Raw genomic sequence first — 19321 nt, 5'->3', positions numbered from 1 at the left:
CGAGGAATACGCCGCTGCGTGGAGCGATGCTGCCCAAGCACGAGGCATACCCGGCGCTCCGACACGCGCTTCGGCAGAACCGAGCGAACATGGTCGATGCAGGCACGGCGACGCGAGGGGCTCAGAAGTTTCCCCGCGCAGCCTCCGTCAGGATCAGCTTGTCCAGCGTCAGATCGGCCACCGCCTTGCGAAGCCGTTCGTTCTCCTTCTGGAGATCCTTCAACTGCCGAAGCTGGTCACGGCTCATGCCGCCATATTGCTTGCGCCACCGGTAGAACGTCAGTTCGGAAACGCCGATCTGGCGAACGGCATCCGCCATCGCCATGGCTGGGCCGCGCAAAACCTCAACCTGCCGAAGCTTCGTGACGATCTCGTCGGGCTTGTGTCGCTTGTTTGCCATTGTGGTCCTCCTTCATGGTCAAAACCATACTTCAAGGTGGACCCGTTCAATGGGGGTGGATCAATTGTCGCGGATCCAGGCCAGGATGGCCGACGGGGCGGAAGCATGGGGCGTCTGGCCGCTCCGGGCCAAGGCCGCTTCGGCGGTCCCGTCGCGCAGCCATCCGTCGGCCAGATCGCCCGCGCGGCTGTCCAGCGACAGGATGCCCGGTCCCAACGGCCGCGCATCCCGGTCCAGCAGATAAAGCCCGTCGCCGTGGGCCGTGGCAGCGACCGCAACGATTTCCGATGCAGGGCGTCCGCAGGCCGAAACGGCTTCGGCAATGGCGGCGGCTGTCTGGGACCACAATTCGTCCATGTCGCGTTCGACGTGCCGCGGGTGCGGCATGGCCTGCGCGACACGGCACCGGGCAGTGGCAAGCACCTGCCCCGCTTCGTCAAAGTTCACCGCCTTCGTCACGGTGAGGCCATTGTCAATTCCCAGCAGAAGCGCCATTTTCAGCAGTTCCCGTCGGCACTCATGCCCATCTCGTTGTCCCCGGCGGCCGTCACGTCATCGGCCTGGATCAACAAACCCGTAACGCGCCGATCAGAACCACATCGGCCAGCAACACGGGTCCAGGCTGTCTGTGATTCCGACTGTCCGGTTCCGTCAGGGCACGACCTGCCCTGCCGGATCGTGATGTCTGCAAGGCAGGCCGGGAACACCAGCCCTTGGCCCGCCGCCGCTTACAGGTCTTCGCGCCCTTCGGCTCCGCCGGTTCCGCAGGGTGTCCGGGCAAAGCGCCCGCCGCCCAGATGCACCCAGTCCATGCCGACCGAGGCTGCGAGAAAATCATCCGCCCCGCCCGCCAGTTCGGCCTGCCAGTGCCGGGGCAGGACCATGGCCCGCATCAGCACCAGGTAGAGCAGGAAGCCCAGCGGAAAGCCGATCACGAAGGCGAAGGCCGACCACCAGGCCGCGACTGCCCCCGCCAGCAGCCAGGCGATCAGCCCGGCGGGGTTGAAGCCGCGCGCATAGCGATACTGCCCGTCCGGGTCGAACAGCGCGGGCACGTTCACGCGGCGGCGGCGGATGACATAGTAATCCGCGACCATGATGCCGCCGATCGCCGACAGGAACGCCCCGTAATATCCCAGGAACACGAACAGGTTGTCCAGGATCTGCCAGGGAAAGCACAGCGTGCCCACCACGCCCGCGATGACCACCGCCATGCGATAGTTGATGACGCGCGGTGCGAGGTTGATGAAGGTCAGCGCGGCCGGGATCAGGTTGGCCGAGTTGTTGGTGGACCATTGCGCCAGCACGACGAGGATCAGCAGCACCAGCAGCGCGATGCCCTGCGCGTCGCCCTGGATCACCTCGACCGGGTTCCAGTTGCCGGTGGCGATGAAGGACACCGCGCCGATGCCCGCGATCATCGCTTGCGTCACCGGCAGCGCCACCAGTTGTGCTAGAAAGATCGCCTTGTTGCGCTGCAGGAAGCCGCGGGTGCCGGTGCGGGTCTTCACGAAGCGCGTCAGGTTCGGGATGTCGATCGCCATGGTGGACCAGAAGCTCATGTTGGCGATGAACAGCACGAACAGGGACGCCTGCCCTTCCGCCCGGAAGGTCCAGATGTTGAGGCCCTTGGTTTCCGCGACGCCTTCCAGCGTGAAATACATCCAGGCGGAAATCGCGATGATCGCCGGGGCGGCCAGCGAGGCCAGCCGCTCGACCGACTTGATGCCCAGCATGGTATTGGCGACCTGCACGGCGGCGAAAAGCGCATACCACAGGAACCAGTTGGAAAAGCCCAGGAAGTATTCGCCGATCCCGTTCAATGCCAGCGCGCCCAAATAGGTCTGGATGCCGAACCACATCGCCGCCACGATCCCGCGCGAGACGGCGGGCAGATGCGTGCCGTGCAATCCGAAGGGCGCGCGCAGATAGACCGCGAAGGGCAGCCCGTGCTCGGTGCCGATATCGGCGGTCAGCAGCATCAGCGCGCCGATGGCCAGGTTCGCCACCAGGATCGTCAGCGCAACCGCGCCCAAGCTGAACCCGCCTTGGATGCCGGTGGCGCCCAGCGAATAGGTGGCGATTATGACCGCGATGCCGACCCAAATCCAGGCATAGCCCAGCATGCCGATGGGCCGCTGGTTGGCTCGGGTGGGCAGGATGCTTTCCTCGATCAGGGCGGTGCGGTCGCGCCCCGGGGCCAGCCCGTCTTGTGTCAGTGACATTGTGCTTATCCCTGTGTGTTGGATTCATGCGGCCGTCGTGCGGCCGTTCTTCTCCGGATATGGAAAGGGCCGCGCGATGCGGCCCCCCTGGTCAGTCCTGGCGCTGCATCGCGAGGCGCAGCTTTTCGGTGGCGGCAAGGTCCACCGTCTCGGCCTCGAGGTCGATGGCGACGCCATAGACCTCGCGGGCATCCTTGAGGGTGCAGAACCCGTCCAGCACGTCCTCGAGCACCTTGCGGGGTGCGCGGTTCAGCGGATTGCCGTAGCCGCCGCCATTCGGGCTGTAATAGGTCATCACGTCATTGGCGCCGACCGCCAGGCCCGAGAACTTGGAATGCATCTCCTTTTCCTCGCCAGGCTTGTTCGGGTTGCTGATGGTGCAGCGCCCGCAGGCCCCGTCCTGGCCGCCGAAGATGCCCCAGGGCGCGTCGGTATGGCGTTCGGATTCGTGGGTGATGAAGGCGGGCGTCAGCACCCGCTGGGCCTTGACAACGCCGATGCCGCCCCGGAATTCCCCCGCGCCCGGAGGAGCGTCATCGCGCAGCTCGTAGCGGTCGCAGATCATCGGGATATGCATCGCCAGGTCTTCCAGCGGATTGTTGCGGGTGTTGGCCATCAGGTTGTCGATGCTGTCCGGCCCGTCGCTGCGCGGCCGCCCGCCATAGGCGCCCTCGTTCACCTCGAGAAACACCCAGTAATCGCCCGAGGGCCGCACGCCGGAATAAGCCGCGAAGCTGATCGACGCGGACGACCCGGCGATCACCTGTTCCGGCATGACCGGGGCCAGCGCCCGGATGATCAGGTCGATCATGCGGTTGCACTGGGTAAAGCGGGCCTCGGCCGAGGCGGGGGCGCGGGGATTGAAGATCGACCCCAGCGGCGCCGTGACCTTGATCGGGCGGAACGATCCCTCGTTCGACGGCACCCGCGTGTCGGATGTCGCGGCGTCCAGCAGCAGCTTGCGGAACCCCGCATAGGCCGCGACCTTGGTGGACCCTTCGAAGGGCACGTTATAGGCCGTGGGGGTCTGGTCGGCAGATCCGGTCAGGTCCACCTCGACTTCGTCCCCGCGCACGCGCACCGTCACCTTGACCTTCAGCCGCTGGTCGCGGTTGCGGCCGTCGTCGTCCAGCCAGCCTTCGGCGGTGTAATCGCCGTCGGGGATCTCGCTGATCCGCTGGCGGGTCATGCGCTCGGCGTAATCCATCAGCTGGTTGGCCGCGCCGAAGACGATATCTTCGCCGTATTTTTCCAGCAGTTCGACGAAGCGGCGCGCGCCCAGACGGGCCGATGCGATCTGCGCCTCGATATCCATCACCAGCTGTCCCGCCGCGCGGGAATTGCGGCGGATATAGTTCCACATGGCGTTGTTGGGTTCGCCCTTGCGGTAAAGCTTGGTGCCCGCGAACAGCATCCCTTCGGCATAGACATCGGGCACGTCGATGATCAGGCCGGGCGTGGCGGCGCCGATATCGACATGATGCGCGGTGTTCCCGGCAAAGCCCACAAGGCGCCCGTGGAAGAAGACCGGCACGACGATGGCCAGGTCCGGCGTGTGGGACGACCCGTGATAGGGGTGGTTGTGGACCACCGCGTCGCCTTCATACCATTCGCCGTCCTCCAGCGTCTCGGCGATGCCGCGCAGGTATCCGGGGATGGACCCGATATGCATCGGCGTCGATTCGGATTCGCAGAGCGTGTTGAAGTTCGTGTCGAACAGCCCCGCGCCCAGATCCTGGCTTTCCCGGATGATCGAGGAAAAGGACATCCGGTAAAGGACATGGCCCATTTCCTCGGCGATGGTTTCAAAGGCGCCGCGGATCACTTGCAGCGTGATCGGATCGACCTCGGTGATCTTGGTCATCTGGTTCATGTCAGGCCCCCTTGCTGATGCGCGTGTTGCCGAAGTCCAGCGTCTCGGCGACATAGCCGGGCGGAACCAGGGTGGTGGAATTGTGCTGGACCAGGATCGCAGGCCCCGGCACGCGGTCCCCCGCGAACAGTTTCGTGCGGTCATAGCGCGGCGTTTCCAGCGTGCGGCCGCAGTCGAAGGTGGTCGGGCGCACGAACATCAGCGCCCGGTCGATCGACGATCCGTCGGTGGGCTGCACCTTCGGAATCTCGATCCGGCGCACGCTGGCCGAGCCGATGACCCGCAGCGTGATCAGCTCGACCTCGGCCTTGCGATAGGCATAGCCGTAATCCTTTTCATGCGCGTCATGGAAGCTGTCGATGATGACCTGCTTGTTGTCCTGGGTCAGCGGGCCGTCGGGGAAATCCGCACGCAGTTCGAAGCCCTGCCCCTGATAACGGCATTCCGCGATGATCTTCAGGTCCTGCTCGTCGCGGGCGATGCCGTCGGCGTCCAGTTCCTCGTGCACCGCATTGCACAGCTTTTCGATATGGCCGTTGATGCGGTCGATGTCGGCATCCGTGGCGGTGTTCAGGATCAGGATCCCGGCTTCGGTATGTTCGTATTGCAGGTCGGTCTTCAGCAGGCCCACGGCCGCCGTGATGCCCGGCGCCACCGGCACGATCACGTCGCGCGCGCTGACCGCCTCGGCCAGGGCTACGCCATGCAGCGGACCCGCGCCACCGAAGGGCATGATGGAAAATTCACGCGGGTCGATGCCGCGCGCGACGGAGTTCGACCGGATCGCAAGCGCCATGTTGTTGTTGATGATCTTGATGATGCCAAGCGCCGCGTCCTTCACGGACATGCCCAAGGGCTTGGCGATCTTCTCCTCGACCGCCTTGCGGGCCAGGTCCGCGTCCAGCCGCAGGTCGCCGCCAAGCGCCATGTCGGGGTCCAGACGGCCCAGCACGATCTGCGCATCGGTGACGGTGGGTTCTTCCCCGCCCCGGCCATAGCAGGCAGGACCGGGTTCGGACCCGGCGGAACGCGGGCCGACGTTGAAGGCGCCCGCCTCGTCGATGAAGGCCACCGATCCGCCGCCTGCGCCGATGGTCACAAGGTCGATCATCGGCGTCAGCACCGGATAGCCCGACACATAGGTGTCGCGCGGGTTCATGATCTTCAACTGCCCGCCGGGAATGGTGGAAATGTCGGCCGAGGTGCCGCCGATATCGACGGTGATGATGTTGAGCGTGCCCGCCATCTCGCCTTCCGACGCGCCGCCGATGACGCCGCCGGCGGGGCCGGACATCAGGATGCGGATCGGGCGGCGGGCGCAGCTGTCAACCGTGGACACGCCGCCGTTAGACTGCATGATCCGCAGCTTCGCGGTGACGCCCGCCTCGCGCAGGCGGGCATCCAGGTCGCGCAGGTAATAGGCGGTCTTGGGCCCGACATAGCAGTTCATCGCCGCGGTCGAGAAGCGTTCGTATTCCCGCATCACGCGGGCCAGTTCCGACGACATGGTGACATAGGCGCCGGGGATTTCCTCCAGCACGATCTCTTTCGCGCGGGCCTCGTGGGCGTCGTTGAGGAAGCTGAACATGAAGCCGATCACGACGGAACTGATGCCGCGCTTGCGGAACAAGGCGCAGGCGTCGCGCACGGCCTGTTCGTCCAGGGGTTCGGCGATTTCGCCGGTCGGGGGCAGGATGCGTTCGCGCACGGCGATGCGGTTGCGGCGCTTGACCAGCGGCTGGCTTTGCCAGGGCACGTCGAAATGCAGGCTGAAGTTATAGGGGCGCTTGTGCCGCCCGATATGCAGGATGTCGCGGAAGCCATGCGTGGTGATCATCCCGCATTCCGCGCCATTGTGTTCGATGGTGATGTTGGTGGCGGTGGTGGTGCCGTGGACGATGGTCTCGACCTCGGCCGGGTCGATGCCCGCCATGGTGCAGATCCCCTGCACGCCCTGGACAACGCCGATCGACTGGTTCTTCAGCGTGGTCGGAACCTTGTGATAGAAGACACCCTTTGCGCATTCAAGGACAAGATCGGTATTTGTCCCACCCACATCGACGCCAATCCTGGCCATGTGACACCTCTCTGTGTTGGTTGGCTCGCGCCCGTCTTCGGGGGGCGCTGTAAAAAGGCGCCGGCCACAAGGGCCGGCGCAGGCGGGAGTGCTTATTCCGCCGCGATCTTCTGGGCGGCGAGGCTGTCGATGTAAGCCACGCATTCATCGACGGTGTGGACGTCGCCGAACTTGGCGTCGATGTCGAACAGGTTCCAGGCCACCGCGCCCGGAACCCGGTCGCCGATCGCCTCCTTGACCGCGATGGTGCGGAAGCCGTCGGCGATGCCGTCGCAGATCGTCTGGCGCACGCAGGCGCAGGCGGTGACGCCCGTGACCAGGATCGTGTCCACGTTATTGGCCCGCAGGATGCCCGCCAGTTCCGTGCCGTGGAAGGACGAGGCGCGCTTTTTCAGCAGCGTGTATTCGCCTTCGATCGGGGCGATGCGGCTGTCGATGGCCCACAGGTCCTTGTTCTTCAGGTCAACCACATCCACGGGGATTTTGTTGTGCCACAGGCCCATGTCGGTGAAATCGGCATTGCGGTCGGTGATTTCATAGGCGGTGGTGACGTGGACGACCGGCAGGTTCTGGGCGCGGAACGCCTTGAGCAGCTTCTGCATCCCCGGAATGATCTCGTTGTCCATCTTCTCCTGGTCGCAGGTGAAGGGGTTGCCCGGACGGGTCCAGGCATTGGCCAGGTCCACGCTGACCAGGGCCGGACGCTTGCCGAAGCCCACGCGACGCTGGAAGCCGCGTTCCTTGTAAAGCTTGCTGGCGGTGTCAAAGGCTTCCTGCAGCAGGCGGTCCAGTTCCTTGGTGTCCACTTCGCTCATTCTCGTGATCCTTGTCTTGGTTGGCAGGGCTGCGCCCTTGTGTCCCGAGCCGTCTTCAATCCCCGTGCGGGCCGATGATCCGCTGCTCTGGGGATCATATTCCGTGGTTCCTTGACCCAAGTGAAATGGCATGTCAGCAATTATTCATGCGCCATACGCATCAATCGGGGAGTGACATTCCATGAGCGATCATTCCGGCATCGAGAATGTTCATTCCTTTGTCACCCTTGCCGAGGAACTCAGCTTTCGGCGGGCGGCCGAACGCCTGCACTTGGACCAGTCCGCGCTCAGTCGCCGCATCCAGAAGCTGGAGGCGACGCTGGGTTTCCGCCTTCTGGAACGCACCACGCGCGAGGTCCGGCTGACCCAGGCCGGGCGCAGCTTCTATGACGACAACGCCAATCTGCTGCGGGGATACGAGGATTCGATCCAGCTGGCCCGGCGGATCGCGGAAGGCAAGCTGGGGACGCTGAACGTGGGCTATATGGCATTCGCGGCGACGGAACTGATGCCGGCGGCGGTGGCGCGGTTCCGCCAGGCCCATCCCCATGTGGACCTGAAGATCCGCTATATCCGCACGCAGGGCCAGAAGATCGCCCTGGCCAATGACGAGATCGACCTGGGCTACATGATCGGGCCGTTCGACCATACCGACTATCACAGCCTGACGCTGTCCACCGAACCGCTGTATGTGGTGACGCCGCGCAACCACGCGCTGCTGCGCCTGCCGGTGGTGACGCCTGCCGACCTGGCGGCCCAGGACATCATCCTGGGCGACACCGATGAATGGGAGGAATACCGCTGGCGCCTGTCCAACCTGTTCAGCGCCGAGGGGATATCGCTGAACATCGCCATCGAGGCGTCCAACACGCTGGCCCTGCTGGGCCTGGTCGCGGCGGGGCTGGGGGTGACCATCTATCCCGAAAGCCTGATCGGCTTCCTGGGCCGCAGTGTCGAGGTGCGGCCGATCATCCATCCGCGCTTTCGCATCAGCACCGTCCTGGCCTGGAAGCGGTCGAACCGTTCGCGCCAGGTTCGCGAATTCGTGGAGGTGGCGAAGCTGACCGGAATGCGCTGACGGGCGCGCCTTCAGGGACGGGCGGGAACGCTGCCCAAGCAGATGTCGGGCGGCCCGCGGCAGCGGGTGGCCTTGGGTCAGGCTTCTGGCCGAGGTCCGGGGGGCATGACAGTGTGACGTAACCGTCGGGGGTCAGTCCACATCGGCACGTCCGCACAACGCTGCTTGGCGGTCGCAGGTGGCGGGATCGAAGAAAGGGGCCGCTTGTCCGGCCAGCCCCTTACGGTAAATGTTGATACACCCCTTCGGTTGGCCGCTCTGCGGCCAATCTTTTCTTTACCTGACTGCGCTTGACTGAGGTCCGATGGAGGTGTCAGGTGAATCAGGCCTCGAAAATATCTTCGACAGCCGGCAATCCGCTTTGCGCGACTTTCGGCATCCCGCCTGATCCCTTCAAGCGCCAGCGGAGCGCTCCGCCGCTCCGAAAGGAACCATCCGCGGAGTGGTGGCCGGCAAGAAGCACGAGGATTTCTTCGAGAGCCAGACTTGCGGCAGAACCTCGCGGCTCAAAAACATCAAGGCGATAGCCGAGGAACACCATCGGCTCAGTAACCGTCCGGCCTGACCGCCCTGCCGCGTGCTGAGGGTGCGGGATAGTGTCCACCATCGATAGTGGACACTATGGTGATGGCGTGGCGCGTCGGACGAAGCGGCTCTGGACGGATGAGGAGAAGCGGTCGATCTGTTTCCAGACGGCTGCGCCGGGCGTTTCGGTAGCGCAGGTGGCGCGACGCTACACGGTCAATGCGAACCTGATCTTCAAGTGGTTGCGCGATCCCCGCTTTGCGCCCGACCCGGCGTCGGTTCCGGCCTCGTCGGAGGAGGCGCGCTTTTTGCCGGTAGAGATAGTCGCGGAAGAGCAAGCACCTGCGGCAGCGCCTGTCGCCGAGAACCGCATCGAGATCGAGCTGGCCGGCGGTCACCGGATGCGGATCAGCGGGAGCTATGATCCCGAGGCGCTGGCGCGGCTGATCCGGGGTCTCACGGCGTGATCCCGGTTCCGGCCACTACGAGGGTCTGGCTGGCGGCCGGGGTGACGGACATGCGCAAGGGCTTTGCAGCGCTCGCGGCGCAGGCCGAGGCCGTGCTGAAGCAGGACCCGTTTGCCGGGCATCTGTTCGTGTTCCGGGGCCGTCGTGGCGATCTGGTGAAGGTCATCTGGTGGGACGGGCAAGGGGCTTGAAGTGCGGGTTCGACCACCAGGCGCGCAGATCCTTGTAGCGGAAGACCCACGGCTTGCCCGAGGCTCCGTCAGTGATGGGGGTGCGTATCTGGGCCGAGCGGTCGGCGGCGCTGGCATAGAACCAGTCGAAACCTTCGCCGCCCGCGATGTTGGCCTGCAGATAGCCGCGATCATGGATCGCGGGCCAACTCTGCAGGGCATCGGCATGGTCGAACCCATCGCGCCAATCCGACAGCGGCATGTAGTTGTCGATGCCGATGAAATCGATGTTGGCATCGGACCAGAGCGGGTCGAGGTGGAAGAACACATCCCCGGTCCCATCACCCGGTTGGTGCCCGAAATACTCCGACCAGTCCGAGGCGTAGCCAACCTTGGTGCCCGGCCCGAGGACCGACTTCACATCCGCCGCCAGCGCCTTGAAAGCGGTAACGGCCGGATAGGCGCTGGCGCTGGAGCGGATCGTGGTCAGCCCGCGCATCTCGCTGCCGATCAGGAAAGCATCGACCCCGCCTGCCACCGCGCAGAGATGGGCGTAGTGCAGGATCATCCGCCGCAGGCCCCAATCGCTCGAGGGACCGGTCCAGCTGACGGTGTCGCCGGAGATCGCGAACTGCGCCGGCGTGGCTGCGCCGAAGAAGGCCGAGACCTGCGCGGCGGCGACGGCCGTCTTGTCGACGGTCCCCGCAAAGCCTGCCGCCGGGGAACAGGTGATCCTGCCCCGCCAAGGGAAACTCGGCTGGCCCAGCGTCGCGGCATTCGCGCTGTAAGGGTTCGCCAGCGTGTTGCCGGGCGGGACGTCCATCAGCAGGAAGGGGTAGAAGGTGACGCGCAGCCCGCGCGCCTTCATCTCCCGGATGGCCTGCACGACGGCGAAGTCGGACGGCGTGCCGCCATAGACCGGGCGATCCTGATCGTCGCGGCTGACGAGGAAGGCATTGGCGCGGCTGACGCCGTTGACCGACCAAGACAGAGGCGTGGTCGACTTGGCGGACACCTCGACGACGGGCCGCACCTTGCAGGATCCCACGCGCAGATCGTCGCCGAACCAGGCGACGACGAGGCTCACGCTCTCAACCGCCGGGACCATGGCCTGCAGCCGGTCGAGCGCCACCACGATGTCGGTGGCATCCGGCAGCGCGTTCAGGTTTTCGGGTTGTGTCGCACCGCCTGCGGATTTGCGGATGGCCTGCGTGGCATAGGTGAACTCACCCGAGGCCGGGATCATGGTGACGGCGCGGGTCAGTCCTTCGGCCGTGTCGGGATCGGCGAGCGGCCGGAACACCTCGAAGGAAAGCTGCGGCAGGCGGTTGCCGTAGCTGGAGAGCGGCAGTTCCTCGAAGACGACATAGGCCGTGCCGCGATAGGCGGGCGTGCTCAAAGCTCCCATCTTCGTGGCCATGAAGGGATCGGCGGTCTGCATCTCGTCGCCCGGATACCAGCGCCAGGTGACGCCCGAGAGGTCCATCGGTTTGCCGTCGGCCCAGATGTGTGATACGGCGCTACGAAGCCGAGCGTGAAGATTTGCTTCCGGTCATTACGCGCGTGGAGCGTAAGCGTCCGCATACAGAAGTTCGAAGGCGCGGCGGCTGAGGCAGGCTGTATCGTAGCACAATACGCGCGCGAGGGCAGGCACTTGAAAAATATCAAGAGAAAATCAAAACCGCCTGACCGATCAGCGGGGGGGGGGTATGCAAAACTCCAAGCCCCGCCAGCCCCGGACCCGCCGCCCAGCTTCCCGCTGCTAAACCGTAAGAAAAAATTCCGGCCCGCCCAATGCCGCATAAGAACCTGACATTTCTTTGCGCCAGAAAAAGAGCGGGATACAGCGCCAGAACTGCAAAGCAGCAAGGCCACGCATGTCAAGAAATGTTAAGGTCCCCACACAAGGCCAAGCAGGCCGAGGATAACCAGTTTGAGCGCATGGCACAACGCATCCGTACCCATGCCATTTGTCAGACAGAGGAACTGCTTAAGCAGATCGAACCCGCAACGGGTATGCACAATTCCCCATCGGTAAAAGAGGCGGGCGACCACCTTCTTTCTCGCACCGACGCAGCCCGCGAAGCAGGTATGTCCCCGATTACCCTAAGATTACCCTAATGCCGTGCTAGTGCAGGGATACCCCTTCACGGCCATAGGAAGGCCGCTGGGGCGCGCCTTTGCCATTGCGGCGTTCCGCCGTGAAGCCGGAAGGCGTCTGTGTGCGGCGCTGTGGGGCTGTGTGGCTAACCTGCTGCAAGGGGTGCGCTTTGTGATTTAACCCCTGCCGTCACCCCGGCCTTGTGGCGCTTCCCGCTGTCAATGGTCTGGCGCATAGCCGGGGGGTGGGTCAAAGTCTGAAACCTTGTAGCAGGGGACCAGCGATGACCAGTGAATTTTTTTTGCGTGCAGTTTGAAGGGGGATTTTCCGCAGCATGGTGCAAGTCAGAACATTAAGGCGGGCGACCGCCCTTTGATTGCCCCTATGCCGCGAGGCCGGGATTGGCGTGTGCGCGGCCCTGTGGGGCTGTAGCGCCCGCGCCGAGATGCGGCTGGCCGAGGAATACGACGCGGCGCAGGAGCGGGGAGAGGTGGCGGGGCCGGAAACAGGTCGTCCGAAAAGCGTTGGAGGCGACAACGCTTATTCTGCCGCTGACCTTGGCCTTCGCCGTGACGAAATCCACGAAGCCTGCAAGCTGCCGATCTGGGCAACCCTGATCTGATCTCATCCCCCTTCACGGTCATGGCAACAGGCCCAAACCGGGTCGAAAACGACCCGGTTTCTGCGCGGGTTGAGGCGCGGCGAAGTCTAACGCGGTATCGTGAAGTATCAGGGCATCCAGCGCGCGGTGTGGGGTAAATTGTGGGGCGGCTGGGAAAAATCCCAAGAAGTTTATCGATAAATCAAACACTTGCAGATTATGCTTGGTGGAGCCGAGGGGAATCGAACCCCTGGCCTCATCATTGCGAACGATGCGCTCTACCAACTGAGCTACGGCCCCATTGACGCGCTATCTCGCCTACCTTCCCGGGCTTGTCAAGTGGCCGAGGAAAGGGAAACACAAGCCTTTCGCACCGCCAAAAAAGCCCCGCCAGCAGTGCCGGCAGGGCCTCGGGGCCGGGTCATTCGGCCGCTTCTGCATAGTCTTCGACCGGAGGACAGGTGCAGACAAGGTTGCGGTCGCCATAGGCGTTGTCCACCCGCCCGACCGGGGGCCAGTACTTGTCCACCCGGAAAGCCCCGGGCGGGAAGCAGCCCTGCTCACGCGAATAGGGGCGATCCCAATCCGCCACCAGATCCTCAACCGTATGCGGGGCATGACGCAGAGGGCTGGATTCGGCGCTTATCCGACCCCCGGCGATATCACCGATCTCTTCCCGGATAGCGAGAAAGGCTGTGATCAACCGGTCGATCTCGGCCTTGGTCTCTGACTCGGTCGGCTCGACCATCAACGTGCCGGCGACAGGCCAGCTCATCGTCGGGGCGTGGAAGCCGTTGTCGATCAGCCGCTTGGCGATATCGTCCACCGTCACCCCATGCTCCTGAAAAGGCCGCATATCAAGGATGCACTCATGCGCCACCCGCCCACGGTTACCCATGAACAGAACCGGATAGGCCCCTGAAAGGCGGCTGGCGATATAGTTCGCATTCAGGATCGCAACGCGCGTTGCCTGCGTCAGCCCTGCACCACCCATCATCAGGATATACGCCCATGAGATCAGCAGGATCGAGGCCGACCCCCATGGCGCGGCCGACACCGCCCCCGCACCGTTGCGCGGATCGGCGGGCAAGAAGGGCGCCAGATGCGCCTTGACCCCGATCGGCCCCATGCCGGGTCCGCCGCCGCCATGCGGGATGGCAAAGGTCTTGTGCAGGTTCAGGTGGCTGACGTCCCCGCCAATCTCGCCCGGGCGGACCAACCCGACCAAGGCGTTCATATTGGCGCCGTCGATATAGACCTGCCCGCCATGATCATGGGTGATACGGCAGACCTCGCGCAGGGTGTCCTCGAACACGCCATGGGTCGACGGATAGGTGATCATCACCGCCGCCAGCCGATCACCGGCCTTGGCCGCCTTGTCGGCAAAATCCTCAAGGTCGATGTCGCCGTTCGGGGCAGACTTCACCACCACGACTTTCATCCCCGCCATCTGAGCCGAGGCAGGGTTGGTGCCATGGGCCGAAACCGGGATCAGGCAGATGTCACGCTCTTCCCCGCGGGACTTGTGATAGGCGGCGATGGTCAGCAGCCCGGCATATTCCCCCTGCGCACCGCTGTTGGGCTGCAACGAAAAGGCGTCATAGCCGGTAATCGCGCACAGCTTTTCGGTCAGATCGGCAAAGACCTCATGATAGCCGGCGGCCTGATCCTCGGGCGCAAAGGGATGCAGCGCGCCGAACTCGGGCCAGGTGATCGGCATCATCTCGGCCGCCGCGTTCAGCTTCATCGTGCAGCTGCCCAGAGGGATCATCGCCCGGTCCAGCGCCAGATCGCGGTCCGAAAGGCGGCGCATATAGCGCATCATCTCGGATTCGGCGCGGTTCATATGAAAGACCGGATGGGTCAGGTAGTCGGTTTCGCGGATCAGCGCCTCGGGGACCGCAGGGCTTAAGGCCGACTCTGCGGGGGCCGGGATGCCAAAGGCGTCCAGCACACGGCCCAGAACATCCGCATCCGTCGTCTCGTCAACCGAGATGCCGACCCGGTCATTGCCAACCTTGCGCAGGTTGATGCCGCGATGGCGGGCGGCGGCAAGGATGCCTGCTTGCCCCACGCCGACCCGCACGGTGATGGTGTCAAAGAACGCCTGCGGCTCAACCTCGGCCCCGGCGGCGCGCAGCGCATCGGCCAGCGTGACAGCATTCAGATGCACCCGCTGGGCAATGGCGCGCAGCCCGACCGGCCCGTGGAACACGGCATAGAACGAGGCCATCACCGCCAGCAGCGCCTGCGCGGTGCAGACGTTCGAGGTCGCCTTTTCGCGGCGAATATGCTGCTCGCGGGTTTGCAGGGCAAGGCGATAGGCGCGATTGCCTTTGGCATCGATCGAAACACCGACGATCCGCCCCGGCATGGCACGCTTCATCTCGTCGCGGCAGGCCATAAAGCCAGCATGCGGCCCACCATAGCCCATGGGCACGCCAAAGCGCTGCGCCGAGCCGATGGCAATATCAGCGCCCATCGCGCCCGGTTCTTTTAGCAGACACAGCGCCAGAAGGTCGGTCGCCATGATCGCGACCCCGCCTGCCTCGTGCAGGGCCGCAATCTCGGCGGTATAATCGCGGATCTCACCAAAGGTGCCCGGATACTGGAAAATCGCGCCAAAGACCTGTGAAGGGTCGCATTCCGTGCCCCGGATGATCTCGATACCCAAAGGCGCAGCCCGGGTCTCGATCACGGCAATGGTCTGAGGATGCAGGTTCTCGCTGACAAAAAAGGCGCGGGCCCTGGACCTGGCAACGCGCTGCGCCATGGCCATCGCCTCGGCCGCGGCGGTGGCTTCGTCCAGCAGGCTGGCATTCGCCACCGGCAGGCCGGTCAGATCGGCAACCATGGTCTGAAAGTTCAGCAGCGCCTCCAGCCGGCCCTGGGCGATTTCGGGCTGGTAAGGGGTATAGGCGGTGTACCACGCCGGGTTTTCAAGGATATTGCGCTGGACTGCCGGGGGCGTCACGGTCCCGTAATAGCCCTGCCCGATCAGGCTGGTCATGACCTTGTTCCTGGCTGCGACCTCGCGCATGCGCTGCAGCAATCCCGCCTCGGACAAGGCCGGCCAGTCCAAAGGCTGGTCCTGCCGGATGCTCGCCGGCACGGCCTGAGAGATCAGGTCGTCCAGCGTCGCTGCGCCCACAACCTTCAGCATTGCCTCCATCTCGGCCGGAGAAGGTCCGATGTGGCGGCGATTGGCAAAATCGTCGGGATTATAATCGGTCGGGGTCCACTTACCCATCACAGGCCTCGATGCATCTAATGTTCACAGAGATTTTCGAAAGGCTGCGCCGCATTCCCGGCGCAAGGCTCGCGCTCATTCGACAGGCCGGCCACCGGGCGCCCCGCCGGGCTTCTTTCGTGTTCAAATATCCACCGCCTGCCGGGGCGGTCAGCCCCGGCAGGCACCGGGCCGCAAGGCCCGGCCAGTTCAACCGATCAGCGCCTGATAGGCCGCCTCGTCCATGAAACCGGATAGATCGACCGAGGCCGGTTTGATGCGAAAGAACCACGTTCCCGCAGGATCGGCGTTCACGGCACCGGGGTTATCGGGCAGCCCCTCGTTCACCGCCGTGATCACCCCCGCAACCGGAGCAACGATATCCGAGGCCGCCTTGACTGATTCGATCACCACGATCTCTTCGCCCTCTGCGACTTCGCGGCCGACCTCGGGCAGTTCGATAAAGACGACATCCCCCAGCTGGTCGCTGGCATGGGCGGTGATGCCGACGATGATCTCATCGCCGTCCTGTTTCAGCCATTCGTGGTCTTCGGTGTATTTCAACATGCCTGGCCTCTCAGCGCCTGTAGCTTGGTTGATGGAAAGGAAGCGGGGTGATGGCCACCGGAATGCGCTTGCCGCGCAACTCGGCCCAAAGCGTCGTGCCATCGGCCAGAACGGCCGGCAGGATCGCCATGGCAATCGGTCCTCCGGTCGAGGGACCAAAGCCGCCAGACGAGACCCGGCCCAGCAATTCGCCGCCCTCGGGCGCGTCAAAGATCTCGACCCCTTCGCGGATCGGCGCACGCCCTTCCGGACGCAGACCGCGGCGCAAACGCGACGGACCATCGGCCAGTTCGGTCAGAATTTCTTCATCGCCAGGGAAACCGCCCGAACGTGCACCGCCCGCGCGGCGCAGCTTCGGAATGGACCAGCCCAGACCAGCCTTGCCGGGCGTGGTGGTGGCGTCCATGTCATGGCCGTAAAGCGGCATCCCGGCCTCCAGCCTCAGGCTGTCGCGGGCACCAAGCCCGATCGGCGCCACCTCGGGTTCGGCAAGCAGCGCCTCGGCAAAGGCGACGGCGTGATCGGCGGGGACCGAGATCTCGAACCCGTCCTCACCGGTATAGCCCGAGCGGCTGACCCATAGTGTCGCGCCCTGCCAGTCGAACTCGGCCACATCCATAAAGCGCATCGCCGCCACGCCGGGGACAAGGCGGGTCAGAACCGCCTCCGCCTCGGGGCCCTGCAGGGCAAGCAGGCCGCGATCCGTCACTGGCTCGACCGAGATGCCCTGCGCCTCAAGCTGACGCAGATGCCCGATATCCTGTTCCCCGCAGGCAGCGTTCACCACCAGGAGCAGGTGATCGCCCTTATTGGCGATCATCAGATCGTCAAGGATGCCACCCACAGCATTGGTGAAAAGACCATAGCGCTGCCGTCCCTCTGCCAGCCCCAGAACATCGGTCGGCACCAGCGTCTCCAGCGCCTCGGCCACGCCCGGGCCGCGCAGGATCACCTGGCCCATGTGGCTGACGTCGAACAGACCGGCATGGGCGCGGGTGTGCAGATGCTCGTTCAGAACGCCCATCGGATATTGCACCGGCATTTCCCATCCGGCAAAGGGCACCATCTTCGCGCCACGCGAAAGGTGCAGATCATACAGCATCGTACGCCGAAGCTCGGCCATGGGCATCCCCTGTCTTGCGGGCGGACCAATCCCGCCCGGTTAGATGCCCCCTCTGTCCCTACCCCGAACGGGGGCGCCTGAGATCGTTATCCCTTCGGCGGACGGCGGATGCCGTCTCTCTCCAGAGCGTACATAGGAAAACGGTCCCTTTGCCTGAGAGATTCCCGGGGCGGTTGCTCCTTCGGCCCTGGCGGTGCGCCAGCGTCTCCCGATTTCCTACTTTTGTCGTAGCCGGACGGCACCATTCTGGCAAGAGGCTAATGCCGCCCGCAAGCCTCAGACGGTGACGTTCAGTGCTCCACCATCAAGCAGGATGTTCTGCCCGATGATAAACCGCGCATGCTGGCTGCAAAGAAACGCGCAGGTCGCGCCGAAATCCTCGGGCTGGCCATAGCTGCGGGCGGGAATCGTTGCCTCACGGCGGCGGCGTGCCTCGTCAAGGCTGATGCCCTCGGCCTTGGCAACGCCACTGTCCAGACTGTCCGCGCGGTCGGTCGCATGAATGCCGGGCAGCAGGTTGTTCACCACCACACCATGGGGAGCCACCTGACGCGACATGCCCGCAACAAAGCCCGTCAGGCCCGCACGGGCAGTGTTCGACAGCCCCAGCACCGGGATGGGCGAGCGCACCGATTGCGAAGTAATGTTCACCACCCGCCCCCAGCCACGCTCGATCATACCGGGCACAAGGGCCTGCATCAGCGCGACAGCTGTCAGCATATTGGCGTCGATGGCTTTAATGAAATCATCCCGGCTCCAGTCCGTCCACACACCAGGCGGGGGACCGCCGGCATTATTGACCAGAATATCGGCCCGCCCACCCAGCGCCTCAAGCACGGCGGCGCGGCCTTCCCCGGTAGTGATATCGGCGGCAACCGGCGTGACCGAAACGCCGTGTTTCGTGGCAATTTCGTGTGCTGCGGCCTCAAGCGCGTCGGCCCCGCGGGCGTTGATGACCAGATCAACCCCTGCCTCGGCCAGGGCCTCGGCGGATGCCCGGCCCAGCCCCTTGGACGCGGCGCAAACGAGGCCACGCTTGCCTCTGATCCCCAGATCCATCGCTTATCTCCTGTTCGTTTCGCCGTCAGGGAAGCGCGGGATGCCGGCATTGTCCAGATTAGAAGCAGAGGATCTCGGCCTCGGCCTCGGCACGGTGAAAATTCGCCACCTTTTCATTGGTGCCCATATTGCGAAAGACAGCGGCACGTTCGCCGCCGACCTGACGCATGGCCAGCACCGTCTCGGCCGCGACGTAATCCTCATAGGGCAGGATCTCGGCGATCTGATCTATGGCACAGCTGCATTTGTCCAGCATCTCGCGCGTCTGGCCGTTCGCCGCCATGCAGACGAAAACGTAATCGGCCCGCGCATTGGTCGGATAATCATTCACCGCCTGCGCCCAGACCATGCCGGCCGAAAGCGTCAGGGCGGCTGTCAGGGTTGCCCGGATCATTTCAACACCATTTCGCTGCGATAGGCTGGCAGGCCGCCTTCAAGGGGGCCAGTCTGCGCCAGCATACGCCGGATCGGCTGCTTGGGGTCACCAAAGGTAAAGCTTAGCTCCAACCTGTCAAAGCCGTGCATCCGCCCACTGTTCTGGTCACCGCGAAAAGGGGCAAAAACCGCCACGGTCGCATTGCCCTCTTGCCGGACTTCTCCGCCGCGAAACAGCGCGTCCTTGAGCCGGTTGCGAATGTAAAAGGGGCTGCCACCGGTCAGCATCGCCATATCGCGCGAAATGTTTTCCAGAAAGAACACCAGCGCCGGATCGCCACCCGAGACAGGGAAAGGACCGATGCGGCGCGTGATGCGATCGGTCTTTTCGGCCAGTTCCAGCACCGGTTTGCCATCAGCAGGGTCGGTGACCGCCTGCAAGGTAACCGTCCCTTCGCCCAAGGGTTTAAAATCCCCTGCCTCGGGCCCGGTCTGGCGCAGCACCCAGGTCAGCCCTCCCTGCGACAGGTCCCAGGGGCCGCGGTCGGCAAAGACAAGGTCACCCGCCTCGCCCGCCCATAGCGGCACGGCCAGTAGTCCGATCAGCGCAAGGCCCGGCCATAATCTCATGCGATG

Annotated in this window: 14 protein-coding genes, 1 tRNA gene, 3 pseudogenes and 1 riboswitch; of the genes and pseudogenes, 4 read left to right on the top strand and 14 right to left on the bottom strand. The window is 64.4% G+C overall.

Annotated elements, in window-relative coordinates; all coding sequences use genetic code 11:
* The 6 genes and pseudogenes from M511_RS11000 to M511_RS10975 all read right to left on the bottom strand — a co-directional run.
* Positions 1-400 (bottom strand): annotated as a pseudogene (locus M511_RS11000) (transposase); the annotation flags it as partial.
* A gap of 60 nt (positions 401-460) precedes the next feature.
* Positions 461-895: an FGGY family carbohydrate kinase gene (locus tag M511_RS10995; RefSeq protein WP_240547605.1), complete on the bottom strand. Its 435-nt coding sequence runs from the start codon at positions 893-895 to the stop codon at positions 461-463.
* Between the two features lie 233 nt (positions 896-1128).
* On the bottom strand, positions 1129-2625 hold the full coding sequence (locus M511_RS10990; RefSeq protein WP_085502206.1) for an NCS1 family transporter: 1497 nt from the start codon (positions 2623-2625) through the stop codon (positions 1129-1131).
* 91 nt (positions 2626-2716) lie between these two features.
* Positions 2717-4498 (bottom strand): hydantoinase B/oxoprolinase family protein, encoded by a 1782-nt coding sequence (locus M511_RS10985; protein WP_010397716.1) that lies wholly within the window; start codon positions 4496-4498, stop codon positions 2717-2719.
* A gap of 1 nt (position 4499) precedes the next feature.
* On the bottom strand, positions 4500-6575 hold the full coding sequence (locus M511_RS10980; protein WP_010397715.1) for a hydantoinase/oxoprolinase family protein: 2076 nt from the start codon (positions 6573-6575) through the stop codon (positions 4500-4502).
* A 92-nt stretch (positions 6576-6667) separates the two neighbouring features.
* Positions 6668-7390 carry an isochorismatase family protein gene (locus tag M511_RS10975; RefSeq protein ID WP_010397714.1) on the bottom strand — a complete coding sequence of 241 codons (723 nt, stop codon included), beginning with the start codon at positions 7388-7390 and terminating at the stop codon, positions 6668-6670.
* Between the two features lie 181 nt (positions 7391-7571).
* On the opposite strand from M511_RS10975, the gene M511_RS10970 reads away from it, so the two are divergent.
* The 3 genes and pseudogenes from M511_RS10970 to tnpB all read left to right on the top strand — a co-directional run.
* Positions 7572-8468: a LysR family transcriptional regulator gene (locus M511_RS10970; protein ID WP_085502205.1), complete on the top strand. Its 897-nt coding sequence runs from the start codon at positions 7572-7574 to the stop codon at positions 8466-8468.
* A 596-nt stretch (positions 8469-9064) separates the two neighbouring features.
* The gene (gene tnpA / locus M511_RS10965; RefSeq protein ID WP_010397711.1) at positions 9065-9460 is read left to right on the top strand and encodes an IS66-like element accessory protein TnpA; all 396 of its coding nucleotides are present in this window, start codon (positions 9065-9067) and stop codon (positions 9458-9460) included.
* Positions 9457-9648, top strand: a pseudogene (tnpB, locus tag M511_RS10960) (IS66 family insertion sequence element accessory protein TnpB); the annotation flags it as partial. The gene tnpA and the pseudogene tnpB, both read left to right, overlap by 4 nt.
* A 1-nt stretch (position 9649) precedes the next feature.
* Here tnpB and M511_RS10955 read toward each other — a convergent pair.
* Positions 9650-11140: pseudogene (locus M511_RS10955) on the bottom strand (baseplate multidomain protein megatron); the annotation flags it as partial.
* Positions 11141-12137: 997 nt separating this feature from the next.
* On the opposite strand from M511_RS10955, the gene M511_RS10950 reads away from it, so the two are divergent.
* Positions 12138-12353, top strand: a complete 216-nt coding sequence (locus M511_RS10950; protein WP_040602125.1) for a hypothetical protein — start codon at positions 12138-12140, stop codon at positions 12351-12353.
* A 203-nt stretch (positions 12354-12556) separates the two neighbouring features.
* On the opposite strand, the gene M511_RS10945 is transcribed toward M511_RS10950, so the two are convergent.
* The 7 genes from M511_RS10945 to M511_RS10915 form a co-directional block, all read right to left on the bottom strand.
* Positions 12557-12632: transfer RNA gene (locus M511_RS10945), tRNA-Ala, on the bottom strand.
* A 121-nt stretch (positions 12633-12753) separates the two neighbouring features.
* Entirely contained in the window at positions 12754-15582 is a 2829-nt protein-coding gene (gcvP, locus tag M511_RS10940; RefSeq protein ID WP_085502202.1) for an aminomethyl-transferring glycine dehydrogenase, read from the bottom strand.
* Between the two features lie 189 nt (positions 15583-15771).
* Entirely contained in the window at positions 15772-16128 is a 357-nt protein-coding gene (gene gcvH / locus M511_RS10935; protein WP_010397703.1) for a glycine cleavage system protein GcvH, read from the bottom strand.
* Positions 16129-16138: 10 nt separating this feature from the next.
* A complete protein-coding gene (gcvT, locus tag M511_RS10930; RefSeq protein WP_085502210.1) occupies positions 16139-17251 on the bottom strand; it encodes a glycine cleavage system aminomethyltransferase GcvT in 1113 nt (370 codons plus the stop codon).
* Between the two features lie 131 nt (positions 17252-17382).
* Positions 17383-17472, bottom strand: a riboswitch (glycine riboswitch).
* 55 nt (positions 17473-17527) lie between these two features.
* On the bottom strand, positions 17528-18310 hold the full coding sequence (locus M511_RS10925) for an SDR family oxidoreductase (RefSeq protein ID WP_010397701.1): 783 nt from the start codon (positions 18308-18310) through the stop codon (positions 17528-17530).
* Between the two features lie 58 nt (positions 18311-18368).
* Positions 18369-18704 (bottom strand): hypothetical protein, encoded by a 336-nt coding sequence (locus M511_RS10920; protein ID WP_085502201.1) that lies wholly within the window; start codon positions 18702-18704, stop codon positions 18369-18371.
* Complete coding sequence (locus M511_RS10915; protein WP_010397698.1) at positions 18701-19315, bottom strand: hypothetical protein; 615 nt, start codon at positions 19313-19315, stop codon at positions 18701-18703. Before M511_RS10915 ends, M511_RS10920 begins: the two co-directional genes overlap by 4 nt.
* Positions 19316-19321: the final 6 nt, after the last annotated feature.

The sequence above is a fragment of the Paracoccus sp. J56 genome (genome assembly GCF_019633685.1).
Classification (GTDB): domain Bacteria; phylum Pseudomonadota; class Alphaproteobacteria; order Rhodobacterales; family Rhodobacteraceae; genus Paracoccus; species Paracoccus kondratievae.
This window is presented reverse-complemented; position numbering and strand designations above follow the sequence as displayed.

Bases quoted from the DNA above. Each gene is read 5' to 3' on its own strand.
- gcvT (WP_085502210.1), bottom strand. From the start codon at position 17,251: ATGGCCGAGCTTCGGCGTACGATGCTGTATGATCTGCACCTTTCGCGT.
- M511_RS10920 (WP_085502201.1), bottom strand. From the start codon at position 18,704: ATGATCCGGGCAACCCTGACAGCCGCCCTGACGCTTTCGGCCGGCATG.
- gcvH (WP_010397703.1), bottom strand. From the start codon at position 16,128: ATGTTGAAATACACCGAAGACCACGAATGGCTGAAACAGGACGGCGAT.
- M511_RS10915 (WP_010397698.1), bottom strand. From the start codon at position 19,315: ATGAGATTATGGCCGGGCCTTGCGCTGATCGGACTACTGGCCGTGCCG.
- M511_RS10990 (WP_085502206.1), bottom strand. From the start codon at position 2,625: ATGTCACTGACACAAGACGGGCTGGCCCCGGGGCGCGACCGCACCGCC.
- M511_RS10985 (WP_010397716.1), bottom strand. From the start codon at position 4,498: ATGAACCAGATGACCAAGATCACCGAGGTCGATCCGATCACGCTGCAA.
- M511_RS10925 (WP_010397701.1), bottom strand. From the start codon at position 18,310: ATGGATCTGGGGATCAGAGGCAAGCGTGGCCTCGTTTGCGCCGCGTCC.
- M511_RS10970 (WP_085502205.1), top strand. From the start codon at position 7,572: ATGAGCGATCATTCCGGCATCGAGAATGTTCATTCCTTTGTCACCCTT.
- M511_RS10975 (WP_010397714.1), bottom strand. From the start codon at position 7,390: ATGAGCGAAGTGGACACCAAGGAACTGGACCGCCTGCTGCAGGAAGCC.
- M511_RS10995 (WP_240547605.1), bottom strand. From the start codon at position 895: ATGGCGCTTCTGCTGGGAATTGACAATGGCCTCACCGTGACGAAGGCG.
- gcvP (WP_085502202.1), bottom strand. From the start codon at position 15,582: ATGGGTAAGTGGACCCCGACCGATTATAATCCCGACGATTTTGCCAAT.
- M511_RS10980 (WP_010397715.1), bottom strand. From the start codon at position 6,575: ATGGCCAGGATTGGCGTCGATGTGGGTGGGACAAATACCGATCTTGTC.